Raw genomic sequence first — 20771 nt, forward strand, 5'->3', positions numbered from 1 at the left:
CCGACACGAAACAACGGATCATCGCAGTTCATCGAGTGCGTAAACCGATCGTCATGACCGTTCAAACAACTGTCCTCAGAGTGGGTTCCGAGTCTCGGAAGGCAACTCTCCGAACCGTTTCCGGTAGGCGGCTGCAAACATGCCCAGATTGACGTAGCCCCAGGCGTTTGCGATTTCGGAGACGGTTCTCCCATCGGAACGCAACAGTTCGCTGCGTACCCCCTCCAGCCGACGCGCGCGCAATCGTTGCCCCGGCGTGGTGTCTCGGTACCGTCGAAATCCCGCAGTGAGCGCCCGGACACTGACACCCACCGCAGCGGCGATCTCGGACGCCGTCGGCACCGAGCGCGCAAACGTGTCGATGTACTCCTCCGCCGATCGCACATAGGCCGGTTCGGCGGAGGCGACGTCGACACCGAGTTGCAACCCGGCCTGCGTCGCCCACTCGTCGAGAAGCTGAGCCGTGATGAGTTCTTGAACTCTGGCGCCCAGCCTTTCACCCGACATCGCGTCAGGTGACTCTGCAATTGCGCGAACGACATAGTCCATCAATGCGAGCCAACTCGAGCCACGGCCGCCGATGGTGCACTTGTGCCGCCACAGACGATCGTCGGGAACCGCCCCGTACCACTGCTGGGCGTGGTCGGCGACAAGCTGATGCGGCACAGTGAGATTCAGCTGCAGATGATCCGCGTCGAATTCGACGAAATAGTCGGTCCGACTACAGTCGGCGACAAAAGTCTCCCCCACGGCAGTATTTGCCGCAGCTCCCCGGCCAAGGGCATGTCGGCCGTTGCCTCTGATCGTCGTCAGAACCAGAATGTTTCCGGCCTCAGGAGAACATTCACCGACAGAGACCGGAATGCCGTAGCAGAATCGGGTGACGTCGATCTTGCCCACCGCCGCCGAGTACATGTCCGAAGCCGGCTTCAACCGACTTCCTATCGGCGTGACCGTATACGGCATGTAGATGTTGTCGGACCATTCCTTGATGCGATCCCAGTCCCGAGAAAAGGCCTGGTGATGCCGCATAGTGGGCCGGCCGGCCGCGTCGATGAGCAAGGCATCCTCGAACATGGTTCGAGTATCGCACCAGGGCCCGGGAAGGTCACGAAAAGTGAGCTGACGCGGTCTATGGCTGTACGGCGGCAGATCGTGTTGCAGCAAAAAGCAGCGAATCCACCGCGGTCCCCCGGATCACCATGTGAGCCCTCATCCGCCCCTCCTCCACCATTCCGATTTTGGTGAGCACCGACGCCGACGCCGAGTTCTCCGGACGACACGTTGCCTGCACGCGCTGTGCTCCAAGGCGAGCGAAGGCGAGTCCCAGGACCGCGCTCCCTGCCTCGGATGCATAACCTCGTCCTTGGGACTTCGGGTTCACGACAAAACCGAGTTCCGCCCGCCGGTGCGCGGCGGATACTTCCCACACAGCTACGGAACCGATGACCGTTCCATCAGCCTTCGACGTGATGGCCAGGGTGAACGTGCGACGTTCGACGAGCGCAGCTTCGAATGCCGCGTCAGCCAGGAATGCCCTGGTCACCGCGGGGGTGTTCGGCCCCCAATCAACATATCTACAGACGGCAGGGTCGGACGCGTACTGATGGACGGCATCTTCATCCGCGGCAGTGAAATCTCGAAGAACAAGGCGTTCCGTAGTCAACGTGAACATCCAGCGATCCTAGAGCGAGCCCGCAAGCACCCCTTGACTCGAACGCATGTTCGAGTATTCTCTGTGTAGGGGATCGGGGGATTCAATGAGTGTCTATCTGTCGGACGTGGTTTCGGGTTCTGCGGTGGGGTTGCGCGGACGCCTGTGGCAGTTGTCTGCTGCGGAGCTGCGTACCGCTGCTATCGAGGCGAGTGCGGAGATTCTGCGTCTCGAGGCTGTGCGTGTGGCGGTGGTGGACGAGTTGTCGTTGCGGCCCGATGATCAGGTGATCGCGAGCCGCGGCGTCGGTCCGTGGTTGGCGGCCAACACGATGCTGCAGGTTCGGGACGGGAAGAAGATCGCCGCCCTGGGTGCAGCGCTGCGGCCTTTTCCCGCAGTGGCGGCCCGGTTCGATGTCGGGGACTGCTCCTTCGATCATGCCGTGTTGATCGTGGCGTTCTGCGAATCACCACCGAAGGGCATGCCGGACGCCGCGTTGCCTCGCTGTATCGATTTGTTGTTGGCTGCCGCGTCGGGCGTGGAGGCGACGACCACGAAGGTGCGGAGTGTTATCGCGACCTTGGAGCGAGTGTTCGAATCCGATGAAATTCCACCCGCCGAAGATGTGGATCGCAACGAGCTCCGGATCGCGTCGACGTTGAACGGCCGGGTGGTGGTGCGCGGCGATTTCGACGCTCTCACCGGGGAAATGCTGCTATCGGCGTTGTCGAATCTGACGATGCCCACCCCGGCACCCGATGGAACCCCGGATTCTCGGTCCGCAGCGAAACGGACCGCGGACGGGTTCACCGAACTGATCCGCCGCTACCTCGACTGCGCGAAAACCGGTGTCGATGGTGGTCAGCGTCCGCACGTGAACGTGCACATCAACGCCCGTGATCTGGCTGAGCATCGGGACTGCGCCGCCGCACCCTCGCCCGATGGTGGTGGAGTGGCTGTGTCGGATCTCGATGTCGGGCACATGCCCTGGCTCGGACCCCTGTCCGTGTCGCAGACCAGCCTCCTCGGGTGCGATTGTTTCCTGTCCACGGTGCTGCTCGACGATCACGGGGCGCCGCTCGATGCGAAACCCGGGAAACGATTAGTGTCCGCGGAGCAGCGAGTGGCGTTGATCGCCCGCGACAGAGGTTGCGCGTTCCCCGGCTGCACATGTGTGCCCGCGTGGACCGACGCACACCATATTCGGCACTGGGCCAACGGCGGCCCGACGGTGATGAACAACCTTGTCCTACTGTGCCGTTCACATCATCGATTGATGCACCGAAAAACCGGATTCGTCGGGAAATGGGTGATCCGCATCGGCGTCGACAACAAACCCTGGTTCATCCCACCACCCTCGATCGACCCCGGCCAGCACCCGCGGCCCGCGAACACCACCTTCAAAACCTGAGGTAGTACTCCTCGGGCACAACAGAACACGGCCCAGCACCGCATCGAAGGAGACCTCGATGCGGTGCCAACAGGCCGTGACGCTTGATGAAGCTGTGCTCACAACGATCAGCGAGTCAGCACAAGCCCCGATGTCGGAACGCCCGTTCCCGCGGTCACCAGCACATTCTCGACGGAGTCGACCTGGTTGACCGAAGTACCGCGGATCTGCCGAACTCCCTCGGCGATACCGTTCATCCCGTGAATGTATGCCTCGCCGAGCTGTCCACCATGGGTGTTGATCGGAAGCTTGCCTCCGAGTTCGATTGCGCCACCGGCGATGAAGTCCTTGGCCTCTCCCCTACCACAGAAACCGAGTTCCTCGAGTTGCATCAGAACATAGGGCGTGAAGTGGTCGTAGAAGATCGCCGTCTGCATGTCCGACGGGCGCAGCCCACTTTGTGACCAGAGTTGATCGCCGACAAGGCCCATCTCCGGTAGGCCGGTCAAACCGTCGCGGTAATAGCTGGTCATGATGTATTGATCTGCCCCGCTGCCCTGTGCGGCGGCAGCGATAACGGCGGGTGTGTTCTTCAGATCTTTGGCTCGTTCTGGCGAGGTGACGACGATGGCGATGCCGCCGTCGGATTCCTGGCAGCAATCGAGGAGATGCAAAGGTTCAGCGATGAATCGCGAGTTCTGATGGTCCTCGAGGGTGATCGGTTTTCCGTAGAAGAACGCCTTCGGATTGGTGGCTGCATGCTTACGGTCCGCGACGGCGATTCGACCGAAGTCCTCGCTGGACGCTCCGTATACGTGCATGTATCGCTGCGCGACCATCGCGACAAACGATGCGGGAGTACCCAATCCGTGAGGATAGGAAAAGGCGTTGTCCGTTCCCGACGAATTGACCTGCGCCACAAGGCCGGAGTTCACCTGCCCGAAACGCGCACCCGATCGCTCGTTGAACGCGCGGTAAGCGACGACGACGTCTGCGACGCCAGTGGCGACCGCCATGGCCGCCTGCTGAATCGTCGCCGCAGCGGCACCGCCACCGTAGTGAATACGACTGAAGAACTTGAGGTTCGGGATACCCACCGAACGAGCCACTGCCACTTCGGTGTTGGTGTCCATGGTGAACGAGGTAAGACCGTCGACGTCGGCGGGTGTCAGACCGGCGTCGTCCAACGCGGCTTGAACAGCCTCGGCGGCCAGTCGCAGTTCGCTGCGACCGGAGTCCTTCGAGAAATCCGTGGCTCCGATTCCGACGATCGCAGCCTTGCCGGACAATGCGCTCATTCAATGTCTCCGTTTTCAATGTCTCCATTCGAGCCCGACGCCGGAAATGCCAGTGTGACCTGCGCAGTGATGTGATCTCCCAGACTGTTCTTGCCGACCACCGCGAGCGAAACGAGATCCTCGTCGTAGGAGGTCACCGTGCCGGAGAGCGTCAAAGTGTCGTAGGCGTACCACGGGACCCCGAGGCGCAGCTTGATCGACGTGAGTACTGCCCGCGGTCCTGCCCAGTCGGTCACGAATCGCTGCACCAGGCCGGTGTCGGTGAGGATGTTGACAAAAATGTCTTTCGAGCCGCGTTTCTGTGCGAGATCACGGTCGTGGTGAACATCTTGAAAGTCGCGGGTAGCGAGCGCTGCCGAGACCACAAACGTCGGGTCGCCGTAAATCGAGAGCTGCGGAAGAACCTCTCCCACAGTGATATCCGTCGTCAAAGTCATCGTCACTCCTTCCCCGCTGAAACCGCAGGAACCGCCGAAACCGCAGAAGCCCCAACCGGCTGCCAGGCGTACAAAGTCCAGGGAGTTCCCCCGGTCTCGTCGTCTCCGGGGAAGTCGAGGTAGATCGCCTCCACCTCCATTCCGATCGACACACTCGAGGGATCGACGCCGCGCAATTCGCCGAGCATCCGCACACCCTCAGGCAGTTCGACCAGGGCAACGACGAACGGCAACGACCGACCAGGAACCTTGGGCGCGTGGTGAACGACAAAACTGAAGACCGTTCCCCGCCCTGACGCGACCACGTAGTCGGTCTGCTCCGACTTGTCCTTCCAGATCGCGGGCACGGGTGGGTGCTGCACCGAACCATCCGCACGCAGTTGAATACGCAACTCGTGTGCGGCGACACCGTCCCAGAAGAACTGTGTGTCTAGAGACGCCGTCGGGCGCAGCATCCGAGATGCGTCCAGGTCCGCAGGTACGTCAGTGGAGGGACGCTCACTTACCGGCGGCGCGAACTTCAAGATCCGGAACATCATCTCCGAGACCAGTTCTTCGCCTACCCGCCAGAAGCTGCGGGTAGTGAAGAACCACCCTTCACCAAGACCTGTCTTCTTCGGTCCCACTACGTCTTCCAACACCGAAGAGATGGTGACTTCTTCACCCGGCTTCAAATAGCGGTGGTAGATCTGATCGCAGTTGGTCGCGACGACGGACGTGAATCCGGCCTCGTCGAGAATGTCCGTCATCCGGCCCAACGGATCGTCGGCTTCTCGAATTGCCCCCAGACCGCGCATCGTCCATACCTGCGCCATCGCCGGCGGCGCGACTATTCCGTCGTGTCCGGCGGCGCGGGCGGCCGATTCGTCGACGTAGATCGGGTTCTCGTCACCGATCGCCTCGACCCAGTTGCGGATCATCGGCAAGTTCACGGGGTCCCGGCCGGCGCGAGGAGCGCTTGGCCCGTCCTCTCGAACCCGCTCGGCAGCAGTGAGAATGGGATCTGACACGATTTGTTTCCTATCTCGGAACGCGGGGAAGCTTCAGGCCGGCGGTAGCGATCAATTCGCGCATCACCTCGTTGACTCCACCGCCGAAGGTGATCACCAGGTTGCGCTTGATCTGCATGTCCAGCCACTCCATGAGATCAGCCGTTTCGGGATCGATCGGATTTCCGTACCGTCCGACGATCTCTTCCGCGAGTCGACCGACTCGCTGGATGCGTTCGGTCGCAAATACTTTGGTTACCGAAGCGTCGGCAATGTCCACCGACTCCGAATCACTCGATGCCACTTGCCAGTTGAGCAGTTCGTTGAGGCGATACGTCGCGTGAATCTCGCCGAGCGCGCGTCGTACGTCAACGTGATCAAGCAGGTTTTCACGCTTGGCCCAATCGAAGACGTGGTCGTAAATCCCTGCGACACGACCTGCCGGACCGAGCATGACGCGTTCGTGGTTGAGCTGCGTCGTGATCAGGCGCCAACCCTGATTCTCTTCACCCACAAGCATGTTCGCCGGAACGCGAACGTCCTCGTAGTAGGTGGCATTGACGTGATGCGCACCGTCGCAAGTGATGATTGGTGTCCAGGTGTAGCCGGGATCTTTGGTATCCATGATCAGGATCGAGATGCCGCGGTGCCGTGAATCGGCAGATCCGGTCCGCACGGCGAGCCACACGTAATCGGCGTCATGCCCGCCGGTGGTGAAAATCTTCTGGCCGTTGACGACGTACTCGTCACCATTTCGTGTCGCCGAAGTACGCAGGGCTGCAAGGTCGGTGCCGGCTTCCGGTTCGGTGTAGCCGATCGCGAAGTGCACTTCACCCGCGAGGATCGCGGGCAGGAATTTCTGCTTCTGCTCCTCGCTGCCGTACTTCTGCAGAGTCGGACCGACTGTCTGCAACGTCACCGAAGGCAGTGGGACATCCGCCCGCACAGCCTCGTTGACAAAAATCTGCTGCTCGACTTCACCGAACCCACGTCCGCCGTACTCCACCGGCCAGCCGACGCCGAGCCAACCGTCCTTGCCCATACGACGGATGACCTCACGATAGGTAGGGCCATGGCGCTCCACACGCATGATCTTGGCCTCCTCGGGCGAGATCAGCGTCGAGAAGTAGCGTCGAAGTTCAGCTTGCAATGCGCGCTGACTGTCGGTCAGATCGATGAACACCGGGCCCCCACGAGGTCGAGTCGCTGCGAAGCGCCGCCGAGCAGGCGCGCCAAGTCTTTTGCAGTCGAGTAGTAACGATGAAGCGGATACGTGACGTCGACGCCCAGACCGCCGTGCAGGTGGTGAAGCACCTGCATTGTGGCGGGTACTTCCTGGGCGATCCAGTACGCCATGACGTCGAGGTCCGACTGGGCATCCAGGCCCTCCGACACGCGCCAGGACGCCGACAACGCCGCGACGTGAAGAGTCCGCGAGGTGACATAGGCGTCGGCGATCTGCTGTGAGACCGCCTGGAACGTTGCGAGCGGCTTGCCGAATTGCTCGCGTGAGCCGACATGTGCCGCAGTGAGATCGACGGCGCCGGACACCAAACCGTCTGCAACGGCTCCGATACTCGCCGTAGCGATCCGGTACAGCGTCTGGACGGCTTCCTCGCCGGCACCGAGAAGTTCACCGACTGCCTCGTCCATGGTGACTGCGAACTCCGGACTGCCGGACGCACTGGGTGTCGGCGTCAATGCGACGCCGGCGGCGGTCGGATCGACAAGAACGACTCCGGCGTCGGTGGGCACAAGAATTCTGTGTGCACTCGCCGCGAAAGGCACGGCAAGCACCGTCCCGCTGACGCGATACCAGTCGCCCGACTGATGGGCGGTGGTCGACGGCTGCGCCGGGAACTGCTGACCCGGCTCACCGAGCGCCGCGGTGAACACCCGTCCGGCAATGACTCCGGTGAGCAATTCGTCCTGCTGAGCGTCGGTCCCCAGAGCAACGATGGGAAGTACGCCGAAGCCGAGGGTTGCGAGAGCCGGAATGGGAGCGGCGGCTCGGCCGACCTCGACGAGAAGAGAGCCGACGTCGGTGACCGAGAGCCCCTCGCCGCCCAGACGCTCGGGCAGTGCCAACGTGAGCAGGTCGGCTTCGGCGAATGCCGCCCAGAGCGCGTCCGGCTCCAGTTCGCGGGCAAGGAGCGCGGTAGCCACCTCGGCTACCGCTTCCTGGGTTTCATCGGGAGTGAAGTCCACGCTGGCAATCCTGTCTCTGATGTAGAACGTGTTCTAGTTGTATCACCAACGTGGACATTTCTAAAGGCCTCTACTCACGCCGTCTAATCACGGGGCAGGCCCAGAATTCTCTCCGCGGCGACGGTCAACAGAATCTGCGTGGTTCCGCCGGCAATCGACAGGCATCGCGTGTTGAGGAACTCACGCGAGAGCGGACCCTCCACCCATCCCGCTGGGCCACCCAATTCCATGGCGAACTCTGCGACATTCTGACGCTGGCGCACGCCCACCAGCTTGCGGACGCTCGACGCCGGGCCCGGATCCTGACCATCCAATTGCCGCAGTGTCGTGCGCAATTCCAGCAACGAGCCCACCATGGCGGTTCCGATCAGCCCACCGAGCTTGTCTGCAACCACAGGATCGGGATCGCCCGCCAGCTCGAGCAATTCCTCCATCGCACCGCCGAGCGAAGAGCCCCCGCTCATCGCGACTCGCTCGTTGGCGAGGGTCGTTCGGGCCAGTTTCCAGCCTCCGCCGAGCTGGCCGACGACGCAGTCGTCCGGCACGAAGACGTCGTCGAGGAAGACTTCGTTGAACAGAGCGTCGCCGGTGATCTCACGCAGCGGCGAGATCCGAATCCCGGCCGTCTTCATGTCGAGAAGGAAGTACGTGATGCCCTTGTGCTTGGGAACCTCGCGATCGGTTCTGGCGAGGCAGATGGCCCAGTCAGCTTCACGCGCAAGCGAAGTCCAGACTTTCTGGCCGTTCAGCTTCCAACCGCCGTCGACCTTCTCCGCGGTCGTACGCAGCGCGGCAAGATCCGAACCTGCGCCAGGTTCACTGAAGAGCTGACACCAGGTGATCTCACCCTTGAGCGTCGGTGTCGCAAATCTTTCGATCTGCTCCGCACTGCCGTGCTCGAGGATGGTGGGAACTGCCCACCACCCGATCACGAGATCAGGTCGGCCGATACCGACGGCTGCCAACTCTTCTTCGATCAGAATCTGTTGCGCGGCCTTGGCGCCCCGGCCGTACGGCTTAGGCCAGTGCGGCGCAAGGTAGCCCGATTCGGCCAACGCGTTGCGCTGTTCGGATTCGGGCAGCGCCACCAATTGCGCTACCTCTTCGCGAATGTCGGACCGGTCGGATTCCAGCTCACTCAAGTCGATCTGAAGGTGACGCCGTGCGCCGCCGATCGTCAATTCAGCGACGCGTGCGCGCCAGCGGGACGATCCGCCCAGAATCTGCCGGAGCGACAGTGCTCGGCGAAGGTAGAAGTGCGCCTCGTGCTCCCAGGTGAATCCGATGCCGCCGAGCACTTGAATGCAGTCTTTCGCCGTGTCGACAGCGGCGTCCAGAGACACCGCGGCCGCCACCGCCGCCGCGATCGGAAGTTCGTCGCCCGACTCGGCAGCGACCGCACCATCCCAGGCGACAGCTCCGGCATTTTCCACTCGGCACAGCATTTCGGCACAGATATGTTTGATCGCCTGGAACGAACCGATGGGTTTTCCGAATTGTTCGCGAATCTTCGCGTACTCCACCGCAGTACGCAGACTCCACGCCGCAATTCCGGCAGCTTCGGCAGCCCCAAGTACCGCCGCTAGATCGGAAACCGATCCTGGCGCAATGTCATCGAGGATTCGGTCGGCGTCGACCGTCACTCGGTCGAAGGAGACTCGCGCCAGTGGTCGCGACTTGTCGATCGTGTCGACCGCTTCGTAGGTCACACCTTCGCTGTCTCCGTCGACGAGAGCCCAGACGACACGCGAGCCTTCACCTTCCGACACCACGCCCGCCGACACGAGGACCGATACGCCCGAGTCTCCACCCCAGGCGTAACCTCCTTCGCCATGAAGCTCGATGCCGCCGGACGCATTCGCCGTTGCCGCAACTGGACTTTCGTCCAATACGACGGCACACGGCAACGCACCGTCGGCGAGCATTTCGGACCAGCGCTTGGCAGCGGGCGACGAACTACGCCCAACCACCAGAGCTGCAAGCGCAGTCGTGAGAACAGGACCCGGCACGAGTTCGATTGCCGCCTGCTCGAGCATTGCTGCGAGATCGACGATTTCGGCTCCGGCTCCGCCTACCGATTCAGGAACGGCGACCGAAAATATCCCGAGAGACGCGAACTCGGACCATTTCTCCCGCCACGAAACTGCTGGTCCACGGCGTACCATGTCCATCGGCGTGGCCGAGCGAGCCCAGGCCTCTATCGATTCCTGGACCGCCCGCTGTTCATCGGTCGTGGCGATTGTCACAACTGGTTCCCGCCTCTCGATAAGTGACACAATTGTTTAGAACGTGTTCTAATATGACACCTGGCCAAGAGTCAAGGCGCGAAGGAATTTGTCGATGACCACAACATCCCGATCCCGCTCCAACGCGGTTGCTTCTGCAACGCTCGGGGACGACGATCTCAGCTCCAACGCGCAACGTGAACGCCGCAAGCGGATTCTCGACGCAACCCTCGCCCTGGCGTCCAAGGGTGGCTACGAGGCTGTTCAAATGCGCGCCGTGGCCGAGCGCGCCGATGTCGCAGTCGGAACGCTCTATCGCTACTTCCCCTCCAAGGTTCACCTGTTGGTGTCCGCTCTGGCACGCGAATTCGAGAAGATCGATTCCAAGGGCAAGATCCCACCTGGAACCAGCCCGCTCGAGCGGATGCAGCTGATCCTCAGCCTCATCACCCGAGCGATGCAGCGCGATCCGCTCCTCACCGAAGCCATGACTCGCGCGTTCATGTTCGCCGACGCCTCCGCAGCGGCAGAGGTCGATCAGGTGGGCCAGTTGATGGACCGCCTCTTCGCACGAGCGATGACCGAAGAGGAGCCGACCGAAGAGCAGTTGGCAATCGCGCGCGTGATCTCCGATGTGTGGCTGTCCAATTTGGTGGCCTGGCTCACGCGACGTTCTTCGGCTACCGATGTCGCCAATCGACTGGAATTGACGGTTGAACTGCTGCTCGGTGATGGAACACGGAAACCCGAATAGACATCCTTTGTCGCATCTGTCATTTTTGCACTGATCTGACAGAAACGTATCGAGCCAGGAGTCGCTGCATCACCTAGATTTGAAGAGGTGAGCGCACAAGATCTGTCCATCGAACTCCGCCGAGCGCTGTCGGGCGTGGCACGCACGCCGCGTCTGCTCGTTGCCTCCGACTACGACGGGACGATGGCACCCATCGTCGCCAACCCGGACAAGGCGTATCCCCGCGCGGAAACGGTGCGTGCGCTCCGCTCCCTCGCCAGCCTGGCGTCGACGACTGCTGCTGTGATCTCGGGCCGCGCCCTCAAGGATCTGGCTGCGCTGTCCCGGCTTCCCGCCGAAGTGCAATTGGTCGGCAGCCACGGCTCCGAGTTCGACATCGGATTCGTTCACGCGATCGACGCCGACGCCAGGAAACTGCTCGACGAGATCGTCACCGAATTAGGCCGAATCGCCGCCGATACCCCCGGCGCAACTGTGGAGAAGAAGCCGGCCAGCGTCGCCTTGCACGTACGCAACACCAGCGCCGACGACGCCGAGAAGGCGCTCATCGCCGTTCGCACCGAATCGGCACTCTGGCCGGGTGTTCAGGTCACCGAGGGTAAGTCGGTGGTCGAGTTGGCGGTCATCGCCACCGACAAGGGCCACGCACTCGACTTGATCCGCCATCAGGACGGCGCTACCGCTGCCGTCTTCATCGGGGACGACGTCACCGACGAAAAGGCGTTCAGCAGGCTGCAGGGGCCGGACATCGGAATCAAGGTCGGCAGCGGGGACACCGTCGCCGACTATCGCGTCGACAGCACCGAGGATGTCGCTGCTGCTCTGGCGTTCCTGCTCGACGAGCGTCGTACGTGGCTTTCCGGTGCCGACGCTCCGCCCATCGAGCGACTCTCGATGCTCGCCAGTCCGCGGACCGTCGCTTTGGTGACCCCGGATGCGACGCTGACCTGGTTGTGTCACCCGGAACCGGATTCCGCGGCGGTCTTCGCGCACCTTCTCGGCGGAACCGGGGCAGGCCACTTCTCGGTCGGGCCTCGCCGCACAGCGTTGCCACTGAGCCAGAAGTACATCGACAGCACGATGACCGTTCAGACCCGCTGGGCGAGCCTGTCCGTCACCGACTACCTCCCCCACGACGTCCCGCAGGGGCGAACCGACCTGACCCGCATCATTTCCGGTCAGGCCGACGCGATCGTCTCGTTTGCACCCCGTCCCGAGTTCGGCCAGGGTCAGGTCACGCTCGAGGTCGTCGACGAGGGCATTCGAGTCCTCGGCACCAACGAGCCGTACGTGCTCCGCTCCCCTGGTGTGCTGTGGAACATCGCCACCGACGGAAACCAGCAGACTGCCCACGCCATCGTCGAGCCGTCCAAGGGTGACGTCGTACTCGAATTGCGCTGCGGAACAGAAGAAATCGGCCCTTCCGAAGTTCCGGAACTCGAGCGTCGAGCGACTTCGGAGGCGTACTGGTCCGATTGGGCCAAGACGCTCGAACTGCCGAAGCTGAAGCCGGACTTGATGAAACGCTCGGCGCTGACCTTGCGCGGGCTGGTTCATGCCGATTCAGGTTCCATCATGGCCGCCGCCACAACATCCCTGCCGGAAGAGATCGGCGGAGTCCGCAACTGGGACTACCGCTACTGCTGGTTGCGCGATGCCGCCCTCACCGCAACAGCTCTCGTGAGCGTCGGATCCACCGATGAAGCCGAGAACTACCTCGACTGGGTCCACCGCGTGCTCGAAACGCTGCCGGGACCCGAGCGCCTGCACCCCCTCTACACGCTCTACGGGACTTCGCTACCGCCAGAGGCCGTCATCGATTCACTTCCCGGATACGCCGGCTCCAGGCCGGTCCGCGTCGGAAACGCCGCGAATCAGCAGGTTCAACTGGACGTGTTCGGCCCGATCGTCGAGCTGATCGTCGAACTGGCGAATGCACGCGAAAAGGCCGGTGCTCCCGATCCTTTGAGTGATCGCGACTGGGAACTGGTGTGCGCCATGGTCGAAGCAGTGCAGCGGCGCTGGTTCGAACCGGACCACGGCATCTGGGAAATTCGCGACAACCCGCGCCACCACGTCTATTCCAAGGTGATGGGTTGGGTCACCGTCGATCGCGCCGTCGATCTTGCTACTCGCTTTTCTCGCGAGGCTCTGCCCGAGTGGGCGGAACTGCGTGACCAGATCGCCGACGAAGTACGACACAAAGGCTGGAAGGACGACGTCCAGTCGTACACCGCGGCCTACGACGGTACCGATCTCGACGCCGCTACTCTGCACATCGGACTGTCGGGACTGATCGATCCGACGGATCCACGCTTTGCTGCAACCGTCGTAGCCACCGAGGCTGAACTACGCAGCGGCTCAACGGTATACCGATACCATCACGACGACGGCCTGCCCGGCATCGAAGGTGGATTCCACCTCTGCGCCGCCTGGCTCGTCGAGGCCTACCTACTTATCGGACAACGCCTGCAAGCAGAGGCACTGTTCGACCAGTTGGTCGCGGCAGCGGGTCCTACCGGACTACTCGCGGAGGAGTACGACCCCATCGCGGAACGCTCGTTGGGCAACCATCCCCAGGCGTACAGCCATCTGGGATTGTTGCGCTGCGCCCAACTCCTGGCGTGAGCGCTACCCCTTGATCCGACCTGATGTTCGCCCTGCCAGTAGTTCGGTGTCGAGCATCTCGACTATCGGAACGCCGGATCCAGACGGCGACATCAGGAGCGCACCGGCGCGCCGGCCCTTCTCTTCCTGGGGCTGGCGCACCGTTGTCAGTGATTCGCGCAGCGCCTCGTCGACGCCGTCGAATCCGGTGATAGAGAGTTGGCCAGGTACATCGATGCCCTGCCAGCGCGCCCAGTCCAAGGCGCCGAGAGCCAGCACGTCGGTGGTGCAGACCAGTGCGGTGATCTCGGGGTTGGTCGCGAGAGCTTCCGCCGCCGCCGAGTGCCCGGACTGCGATGTGTGGACGTACCGCTCGATCACCGTGAGTGAGAGTGGGTCCATGTCGGACGCCACCATCGCGTCGCGCACTCCTTCGATCCGCTCACGCTGGACGTGGAAGTGCGGGGACTTGAGTCGTTCCTGGCTGACAACGCCGTCCATCCGGTCGCGCCCCAGCCTCATGCAGAGCACGCCGATGTCACGGTGGCCGAGCCCGATGAGGTAATCGGCGACCTTGCGCATGGCAGCGCGGTCGTCGATGCCCACGAGGGATGCACCGGGAATCTCGCGCGGCTGGTCGCACACGACGATCGGAATGTGACGCTCGAGCACGGCAGCGAGATACGGATCGTCGTCGGCCACCGAGTAGACGACGAAGCCGTCGACGCCCGCCTGCTGGACCACGGCGGCAGCATCCACCTCGTCGCGGCCGGGCCCGGCCGGGATGAGCAGCAAGCCCTGGCCGGCGTCCTCACACGATTCCGAGAGACCGGCAAGGAAGCTCATGGCGGCCGGGTCGCGGAACGAATAACTGAGTGCTTCGGTGAGCAGGAGACCGACGGCACCGGCTTTGCGAGTTCGCAAGGAGCGGGCGACCGGATCGGGTCCGGGATATCCGCGTCGCTTGGCCGCTTGGAGCACTCGATCCCGCAGCTCGACGGAGAGCTGATCGGGTCGGTTGTACGCGTTCGAGACTGTAGTTCTCGACACATTGAGCTCGGCGGCAAGCGACGCCAAAGTGGCTTGACGGCGTGGCTGACGGGACCGGGGCATAAACGGACGTTAGCCGTAGTGCCCGCAGACGGCGCGTTGGGGCTGAACCGAAGGTGAACTACCAGCGACTATGCGCTAATGTGTAACGGTAACGGTTTCCAATAGCATTTAGCCCAGCCTTTGTTCAGGAGAAAAGCACGTGCGTTCGTCGTCGAAATTCCGCACCGCCACCGCCCTCGCGGCCGTCTCGGTCGCCGCAGCATTCGCGCTCACCGCGTGCAGCTCCAGCTCGTCGAAAGACGAAGGCATCACCGTCGTCGCATCGACGAACGTGTGGGGCGACGTCGCGCAGGCCGTCGCCGGCGACAAGCTGAACGTGACGTCGATCATCAACGAGCCATCCGCGGACCCGCACTCGTTCGAGGCGACTCCAGCCGATGCCGCCAAGATCACCGACGCATCGCTTGTCGTCTACAACGGCGGCGGCTACGACCAGTTCATCACCGACGTCCTCGACGCGGGCAAGGGTGAGCAGAAGACGGTCAACGCCTACAACCTGCTCGACGGCGGCATCCACGCCGGCGAAACCGCGGGCGAATCGCATGACGGTCACACCCACGGCGCAGTCAACGAACACGTCTGGTTCGACGTTCCGACCGTCGACGCCGTCGCACATTCGGTTGCCGATCAGCTGAGCGCTCTCGATCCGGACAACGCGGCGACCTACGAGGACAACGCGAAGGCATACAGCCAGAAGCTCGCCGGCGTCACAGCGATCACCGATTCCATCGCCGCTGCCCACGCGGGCGCACCGGTGGCGCAGACCGAGCCGATCGCGCACTACCTCCTGGTCGCAGCTGAACTGAAGGACGCAACTCCCGAAGAGTTCACCAGTGCCATCGAAGACGGCAACGATCCTTCACCGGCCGCAATCGCCGCAACGCGCCAGCTCCTCTCGGAGAAGCAAGCCCGCGCACTGGTCTACAACATCCAGACGCAGGACAAAGTGACCCAGGACATGCGCACCACAGCCGAAACCGCCGGAGTGCCCGTCGTCGAGGTTACGGAGACTCTCCCCGAGGGCCTGGACTACATTCAGTGGCAGACGCAGACCGCGGAGTCGCTCGCAAACGCCCTCTCTGCCCAGTAATTATTTGCCCCACCATTTCCGAGAAGAACCGATCGGCTTGTGACAGAAACTTCCGCGAATACTCCTGTGCCCCCTGGTAACACCGTGCCTTCTGGTAACACCGTGCCTTCAAAGGCCTCCGTGCCCGCTGTGACGCTGAAGGACGCTCGATTGTCCTTCGGTGCCCGCACATTGTGGGACGGGCTCGATCTCGAGGTACAGCCAGGTGAGTTCATCGCCGTACTCGGGCCGAACGGGTCGGGCAAGACCTCACTCCTGAAGATTCTGCTGGGCCAACTACAACTCAGCGGCGGTAGCGCACAGATCGTCGGCACGCCGGCACGGGCCGGGAACTCACACGTCGGGTACATCCCGCAGCAGAAATCCATCGACGACGGCCTCCCGCTCCGCGGCCGCGACCTGGTCGGCCTCGGCGTCGACGGTCACCAGTGGGGTACTGGCCTACTGCGTCGGGGTCGTCGCCGCAAGATCGTCGACGACGCCATCGCACAGGTCAGCGCCCAGTCGTTTGCCGACGCTCCCATCGGTTCCATGTCCGGCGGTGAGCAGCAGCGACTGCGGATCGCGCAGGCTTTGGTCGGCGACCCGCGGATCCTGCTGTGCGACGAGCCGCTGCTCAGCCTCGACCTCGCCAACCAGCACCTGGTCTCGACGCTGATCGACAAGCGTCGGCGCAGCCATGACACCGCAGTGCTGTTCGTGACGCACGAGATCAATCCGATCCTGCCGTTGGTCGATCGAGTGCTCTATCTGGTGGACGGCAAATTCCGGATCGGGACGCCGGCCGAAGTGATGACGTCCGAGGTTCTCTCGGATCTGTACAACACCGACGTCGAAGTGTTGCAGGTTCGTGGCCGCCTCGTCGTGATCGGCACCGGAGACGCCATCGACGCGCTCGGCAGCGCAGGCGGACTACGCCCGGGAGAAGGCGTTCACCATTCTGATGAGGATCACCACCAGTGAGTAACAAGTTCACCGACGCGATGTCGCGGATGTTCGACGTGTCCGCCACCGTCGACCTACTGCAGTACGACTTCGTCCAACAGGCGTTGATTGCCGGTGCCATCCTCGGATTGTTGGCAGGCATTATCGGGCCGCTGATCGTGAGCCGTCAGATGTCATTCTCGGTGCACGGAACGAGTGAGCTGTCACTGACGGGCGCATCCGCCGCACTTCTCGTCGGTGTGGGCGTCGGCTTCGGTGCCATCGTCGGATCCGTGGTCGCAGCAGTGCTGTTCGGGCTGCTCGGAGCCAAAGCGCGGGACCGAGATTCGGTGATCGGCGTGATCATGGCTTTCGGTCTCGGCTTGTCGGTGTTGTTCCTCTGGGCGTATGACGGTCGCACGGGAACCAGCTTCTCACTGTTGGTCGGACAGATCGTGGCGCCGGGAAACAGCGGTCTCGAACTTCTGCTGCTGTGCGCGGTCATCGTGATCGGCACACTCGGATTCATCTACCGCCCTTTGCTGTTCGCAAGCACCGACCCCGAAGTTGCTGCAGCTCGCGGTGTTCCGGTTCGGGCACTGTCGATCGTGTTCGCAGTGTTGGTCGGCATCACCGCAGCACTCGGCGTACAGATCGTCGGTGCGCTGCTGGTGATGTCGCTGCTGATCACCCCCGCAGCGGCCGCCGCGTACGTCACGGCAAGCCCACTCAAGGCGACAATTCTCTCCGTCGTGTTCGCCGAACTGGCAGCCGTCGGCGGCATCCTTCTGTCGCTGGCACCCGGCGTTCCCGTCTCGAGTTTCGTCACCTCGGTCTCGTTCGTGATCTACCTGATATGCCGACTCTTCGGATCCGCACGTCGCAAGAATGCGGGACGGATTCCGGCGCACGCCTGAACACCGAGAGCCCATACCTACCTAGAATCGAGGTATGGGCTACAGCGTTGATCTGAACAGCGACCTCGGCGAGGGCTTCGGAGCCTGGACCCTGGGCGACGACGACGCCATGCTCGAACTTGTCACCAGCGCGAACATCGCCTGCGGATTCCATGCCGGCGACCCGACAACGCTGTTGGCGACTTGCGAATCCGCAGCCACCCGCGGCGTGCGGATCGGCGCGCAGGTGGGTTACCGAGACCTCGCCGGTTTCGGCCGACGCTTCATCGACATGTCCCCGAAAGACCTCACCGCCGACGTCATTTATCAAATAGGGGCACTCGACGGTTTGGCTCGTGTCGCCGGATCGCGGGTCACGTACGTCAAACCCCACGGCGCGCTTTACAACGCAATAGTCCATCACCGACGGCAGGCGCGGGCTGTGGTCGCCGCCGTCGTTGCCTACGACAGTTCGCTACCTGTTCTCGGACTACCTGGTTCGGTGTTTCTGGAAGAGGCGCGCGAAGCCGGTCTCGACGTGGTCGCCGAGGCATTTGCCGATCGCGCGTACACGGCAGAAGGCACCTTGGTCCCCCGCACCGAGTCGGGCGCCGTTCTGCACGACCCGGCGCTTGTTGCAGAACGGGTTCGGCGAATGGTCGTCGACGGCGAGTTGGATGCGGTCGACGGGAGCACCCTCAAAATCACCGCGGAGTCGGTGTGCGTACACGGTGACAGTCCGGCAGCCGTCGACATGGCCGCAGCGATCCGCGATCTCCTCGAATCCTCCGACGTCGAGATCACGCCGTTCACATGATCACGATCCTGCCCGCCGGTGAATCCGCAGTCCTCGTCGAATACGACGAACTGCCGAGCGTGCTGGGCAACTTCAGGGCTCTCGACGCGAGTCGAATCCCCGGAGTGATCGATCTGATTCCCGCGGCGCGAACCATCCTGATCGAGTACGACAACACGATCACCGGGCACAAACTCGTGGAGAAATGGGTACGTGGGGCCGTACCGATCGAACTCACAGCAGATGAGAGCGGGCCTGCTGTCGAGATTCCGGTCCGCTACGACGGCGACGATCTCGTCGAGGTGGGCAAGCTGACCGGACTCGGGGTCGACGGTGTCATCGAGGCTCACACGTCTGCGTCGTGGACCGTCGCGTTCATCGGTTTCGTCCCCGGCTTCGCGTATCTGACCAGCAACGAGAGACAGCTCGAGGTTCCACGTCGACCGGACCCGCGCAGGCAGGTCCCGGCCGGTGCAGTCGGGTTGGCCGGACCGTTCTCGGGCGTCTACCCGCGTACCTCCCCGGGCGGCTGGCAGTTGATCGGAACGACGGAACTGTCGGTGTGGGATGCCGAGAGCCGCCCGCCGGCGCTGCTTCTACCCGGCACCACAGTCACCTTTGTCCGTGCATGATTTCGGTGCAAGGATGATTTTGGTGTCTTCACCGCGTTGTTGCGGGACAATGGATTCATGGCCTGGCTCGAGGTAGTGCGTACCGGCCCGCTCGCCACAGTTCAGGACCGCGGGCGGAGAGGCTACGGCGCTCTCGGGGTCGGCAGATCCGGCGCCGTCGACATGATCTCGCACGACAGCGCGAACAGACTCGTAGGCAACACTTTTCGAGCAGCAACCATCGAAGTCACCACTGGGGGTTTTGCGATGCGGGCCGTCGGTTCGATGACGGCGGCAGTGACAGGCGCGCGGGTGCCGCTGGCCGTCGACGGACGGCCGGCACCTGACTACGCGAGCATCCACCTGGGCGGTGGCAGCATTATCGAATTGGGTTACAGCACAACCGGGTTGAGAACGTACATCTCTGCACGCGGTGGCGTCGACGTCCCACAGGTACTCGGCAGCAGATCCACCGACACACTCTCCGGACTCGGGCCGCCGCCGCTCGCCGCCGGCGATCTACTCCTCCTCGGGGCAGAGGAAGGGACGTGGCCCACCGAAGAGTTGATTCCACCGCCCGCACCTGCACTCGGCGCGGTTCCGATCGAGATCACGCTCGGCCCCCGAAATTCCTGGTTCACCGCCGCATCCGTTCACGCGCTCCTTCACACCAAGTGGAAAGTCACCGAACACACCAACCGAGTCGGGGTCCGGTTACAGGGCCAAGGGCCTTTACATCGCTCACGCACCGAGGAATTGCCGAGCGAAGGCGTCGTGATGGGATCCATCCAAGTGCCGCCAGGCGGCCAGCCCGTCGTGTTTCTGGCAGACCATCCCGTGACCGGCGGATACCCGGTCATCGCCGTCGTTTCCGACGCAGGGATTGCATCGCTGGCACAGCTGCGGCCCGGCAGCACCATTACCTTGAAGGCCACTACCAGGCCGTCCTAGCGCTGATAGTCTCAGCCGCGCCAGCAATGCTGCCGGCGGCGCTCGGCCGTCGCCAGAACCTGAAGGACTTTCACACTATGAGCCCTAAGAGCAGCACACTTGCTCTCGGAATAGCGTCACTGATCACTGCTGCACTCGTCCTGTCCGGATGCAGCAGTTCGGAAAGCGGCGACGCTGTCTCCAGTGATACCAGCACCAGTGAGACCACTGCTTCCGAAAGTTCTGCATCCTCGTCGTCTGCCGCTGCCGCGACGCCGACATTGAGGGACGGAACACCGTTCATCGGCGAGCGGACGACGATCGAAACCGGCGACGACCCCGAAGCGCCGAGCATCAGCGTCAGCCTCCCGCCGAGCTGGACTCACGGCGAGAACATCCCTGCCGGCGTTACGGATGCGTTGTCCAGCAACAGCCAGGAACCCAGCGGTTTCATGCCGAACACCACCGTGACGGTCGAAAACCAAGGCACCGCAACAAAAGACGAGGTTCTTGCCGCTGCGCGTGAAACGATCGCCACCCTCGACGGATGGACCGAGGTGAAGTACACCGAGATCGACGTCGACGGACAGCAGGGGTTCCGCCTCTCCGGAACCTGGACCGCCCCAAACCTGGACGTTCCGCTCTACGCCGTCATGACAGTCGTCGCTTACCAAGCCGACGACAACTCGCCGGTCTACCTGGTCAGCTTTGCGAATCAGTTCACCGACACGACGAACATGCAGACTTCCAACCAGGTGGAAGAAATCAATACCTCGATCGAATTCGGCTGAGCACCTCATGATTTGAGCACTTGATCACCGAACAACCGCGGCGGGCCGAGACTACGAC

At 62.8% G+C, this 20771-nt stretch carries 19 protein-coding genes; 10 read left to right on the forward strand and 9 right to left on the reverse strand.

The window, feature by feature from the left end; genetic code table 11:
• Nucleotides 1-75: 75 nt before the first annotated feature.
• Both AC1DWA_RS13080 and AC1DWA_RS13085 read right to left on the reverse strand, forming a co-directional pair.
• Entirely contained in the window at nucleotides 76-1077 is a 1002-nt protein-coding gene (locus AC1DWA_RS13080) for an AraC family transcriptional regulator (RefSeq protein WP_256063842.1), read from the reverse strand.
• Nucleotides 1078-1132: 55 nt separating this feature from the next.
• Nucleotides 1133-1675: a GNAT family N-acetyltransferase gene (locus AC1DWA_RS13085; RefSeq protein ID WP_084326825.1), complete on the reverse strand. Its 543-nt coding sequence runs from the start codon at nucleotides 1673-1675 to the stop codon at nucleotides 1133-1135.
• Nucleotides 1676-1760: 85 nt separating this feature from the next.
• Between AC1DWA_RS13085 and AC1DWA_RS13090 the strand changes: the two genes are divergently transcribed.
• On the forward strand, nucleotides 1761-3065 hold the full coding sequence (locus AC1DWA_RS13090) for an HNH endonuclease signature motif containing protein (protein ID WP_477846405.1): 1305 nt from the start codon (nucleotides 1761-1763) through the stop codon (nucleotides 3063-3065).
• 107 nt (nucleotides 3066-3172) lie between these two features.
• Here AC1DWA_RS13090 and AC1DWA_RS13095 read toward each other — a convergent pair whose 3' ends face one another.
• The 6 genes from AC1DWA_RS13095 to AC1DWA_RS13120 form a co-directional block, all read right to left on the reverse strand.
• Entirely contained in the window at nucleotides 3173-4342 is a 1170-nt protein-coding gene (locus tag AC1DWA_RS13095; RefSeq protein ID WP_019746856.1) for a lipid-transfer protein, read from the reverse strand.
• Nucleotides 4339-4779, reverse strand: coding sequence for a MaoC family dehydratase (locus tag AC1DWA_RS13100; RefSeq protein WP_020968404.1), 441 nt, complete (start codon nucleotides 4777-4779; stop codon nucleotides 4339-4341). The genes AC1DWA_RS13095 and AC1DWA_RS13100 overlap by 4 nt, the downstream gene beginning before the upstream one ends.
• Nucleotides 4780-4781: 2 nt before the next feature.
• Entirely contained in the window at nucleotides 4782-5789 is a 1008-nt protein-coding gene (locus tag AC1DWA_RS13105; protein ID WP_021342830.1) for a bifunctional MaoC family dehydratase N-terminal/OB-fold nucleic acid binding domain-containing protein, read from the reverse strand.
• A 10-nt stretch (nucleotides 5790-5799) separates the two neighbouring features.
• A complete protein-coding gene (locus AC1DWA_RS13110; protein WP_477846406.1) occupies nucleotides 5800-6951 on the reverse strand; it encodes an acyl-CoA dehydrogenase family protein in 1152 nt (383 codons plus the stop codon).
• Nucleotides 6936-7976: an acyl-CoA dehydrogenase family protein gene (locus AC1DWA_RS13115; protein WP_283309578.1), complete on the reverse strand. Its 1041-nt coding sequence runs from the start codon at nucleotides 7974-7976 to the stop codon at nucleotides 6936-6938. The genes AC1DWA_RS13110 and AC1DWA_RS13115 overlap by 16 nt, the downstream gene beginning before the upstream one ends.
• Before the next feature lie 83 nt (nucleotides 7977-8059).
• Nucleotides 8060-10222, reverse strand: a complete 2163-nt coding sequence (locus tag AC1DWA_RS13120; protein ID WP_019746852.1) for an acyl-CoA dehydrogenase family protein — start codon at nucleotides 10220-10222, stop codon at nucleotides 8060-8062.
• 94 nt (nucleotides 10223-10316) lie between these two features.
• Here AC1DWA_RS13120 and kstR point away from each other — a divergent pair, with 94 nt between their 5' ends.
• Nucleotides 10317-10955 (forward strand): cholesterol catabolism transcriptional regulator KstR, encoded by a 639-nt coding sequence (gene kstR / locus AC1DWA_RS13125; RefSeq protein WP_003945752.1) that lies wholly within the window; start codon nucleotides 10317-10319, stop codon nucleotides 10953-10955.
• A gap of 87 nt (nucleotides 10956-11042) precedes the next feature.
• Nucleotides 11043-13583: a trehalose-phosphatase gene (gene otsB, locus AC1DWA_RS13130; RefSeq protein ID WP_021332371.1), complete on the forward strand. Its 2541-nt coding sequence runs from the start codon at nucleotides 11043-11045 to the stop codon at nucleotides 13581-13583.
• Between the two features lie 3 nt (nucleotides 13584-13586).
• Here otsB and AC1DWA_RS13135 read toward each other — a convergent pair whose 3' ends face one another.
• Nucleotides 13587-14675, reverse strand: coding sequence for a LacI family DNA-binding transcriptional regulator (locus AC1DWA_RS13135; protein WP_007733995.1), 1089 nt, complete (start codon nucleotides 14673-14675; stop codon nucleotides 13587-13589).
• 139 nt (nucleotides 14676-14814) lie between these two features.
• Between AC1DWA_RS13135 and AC1DWA_RS13140 the strand changes: the two genes are divergently transcribed.
• The 7 genes from AC1DWA_RS13140 (at nucleotide 14815) to AC1DWA_RS13170 (ending at nucleotide 20713) form a co-directional block, all read left to right on the forward strand.
• Nucleotides 14815-15765, forward strand: a complete 951-nt coding sequence (locus tag AC1DWA_RS13140) for a metal ABC transporter solute-binding protein, Zn/Mn family (protein ID WP_477846407.1) — start codon at nucleotides 14815-14817, stop codon at nucleotides 15763-15765.
• 102 nt (nucleotides 15766-15867) lie between these two features.
• A complete protein-coding gene (locus AC1DWA_RS13145; RefSeq protein WP_029254441.1) occupies nucleotides 15868-16728 on the forward strand; it encodes a metal ABC transporter ATP-binding protein in 861 nt (286 codons plus the stop codon).
• Entirely contained in the window at nucleotides 16725-17606 is an 882-nt protein-coding gene (locus tag AC1DWA_RS13150) for a metal ABC transporter permease (RefSeq protein WP_003945811.1), read from the forward strand. Before AC1DWA_RS13145 ends, AC1DWA_RS13150 begins: the two co-directional genes overlap by 4 nt.
• A gap of 34 nt (nucleotides 17607-17640) precedes the next feature.
• Nucleotides 17641-18402: a LamB/YcsF family protein gene (locus AC1DWA_RS13155; protein WP_019746848.1), complete on the forward strand. Its 762-nt coding sequence runs from the start codon at nucleotides 17641-17643 to the stop codon at nucleotides 18400-18402.
• Complete coding sequence (locus AC1DWA_RS13160; protein ID WP_019746847.1) at nucleotides 18399-19013, forward strand: 5-oxoprolinase subunit B family protein; 615 nt, start codon at nucleotides 18399-18401, stop codon at nucleotides 19011-19013. The genes AC1DWA_RS13155 and AC1DWA_RS13160 overlap by 4 nt, the downstream gene beginning before the upstream one ends.
• 57 nt (nucleotides 19014-19070) lie before the next feature.
• The gene (locus tag AC1DWA_RS13165) at nucleotides 19071-19943 is read left to right on the forward strand and encodes a 5-oxoprolinase subunit C family protein (RefSeq protein ID WP_019746846.1); all 873 of its coding nucleotides are present in this window, start codon (nucleotides 19071-19073) and stop codon (nucleotides 19941-19943) included.
• A gap of 77 nt (nucleotides 19944-20020) precedes the next feature.
• Nucleotides 20021-20713 carry an LpqN/LpqT family lipoprotein gene (locus AC1DWA_RS13170; RefSeq protein ID WP_020723635.1) on the forward strand — a complete coding sequence of 231 codons (693 nt, stop codon included), beginning with the start codon at nucleotides 20021-20023 and terminating at the stop codon, nucleotides 20711-20713.
• Nucleotides 20714-20771 lie beyond the last annotated feature (58 nt).

Source organism: Rhodococcus sp. P4_F3_2 (assembly GCF_056401335.1).

Coding starts and splice junctions, on each gene's coding strand:
- AC1DWA_RS13100 (WP_020968404.1), bottom strand. CDS start 4,779: ATGACTTTGACGACGGATATCACTGTGGGAGAGGTTCTTCCGCAGCTC.
- AC1DWA_RS13135 (WP_007733995.1), bottom strand. CDS start 14,675: ATGCCCCGGTCCCGTCAGCCACGCCGTCAAGCCACTTTGGCGTCGCTT.
- kstR (WP_003945752.1), top strand. CDS start 10,317: ATGACCACAACATCCCGATCCCGCTCCAACGCGGTTGCTTCTGCAACG.
- AC1DWA_RS13155 (WP_019746848.1), top strand. CDS start 17,641: ATGGGCTACAGCGTTGATCTGAACAGCGACCTCGGCGAGGGCTTCGGA.
- AC1DWA_RS13160 (WP_019746847.1), top strand. CDS start 18,399: ATGATCACGATCCTGCCCGCCGGTGAATCCGCAGTCCTCGTCGAATAC.
- AC1DWA_RS13095 (WP_019746856.1), bottom strand. CDS start 4,342: ATGAGCGCATTGTCCGGCAAGGCTGCGATCGTCGGAATCGGAGCCACG.
- AC1DWA_RS13090 (WP_477846405.1), top strand. CDS start 1,761: ATGAGTGTCTATCTGTCGGACGTGGTTTCGGGTTCTGCGGTGGGGTTG.
- AC1DWA_RS13165 (WP_019746846.1), top strand. CDS start 19,071: ATGGCCTGGCTCGAGGTAGTGCGTACCGGCCCGCTCGCCACAGTTCAG.
- AC1DWA_RS13080 (WP_256063842.1), bottom strand. CDS start 1,077: ATGTTCGAGGATGCCTTGCTCATCGACGCGGCCGGCCGGCCCACTATG.
- AC1DWA_RS13170 (WP_020723635.1), top strand. CDS start 20,021: ATGAGCCCTAAGAGCAGCACACTTGCTCTCGGAATAGCGTCACTGATC.
- AC1DWA_RS13085 (WP_084326825.1), bottom strand. CDS start 1,675: ATGTTCACGTTGACTACGGAACGCCTTGTTCTTCGAGATTTCACTGCC.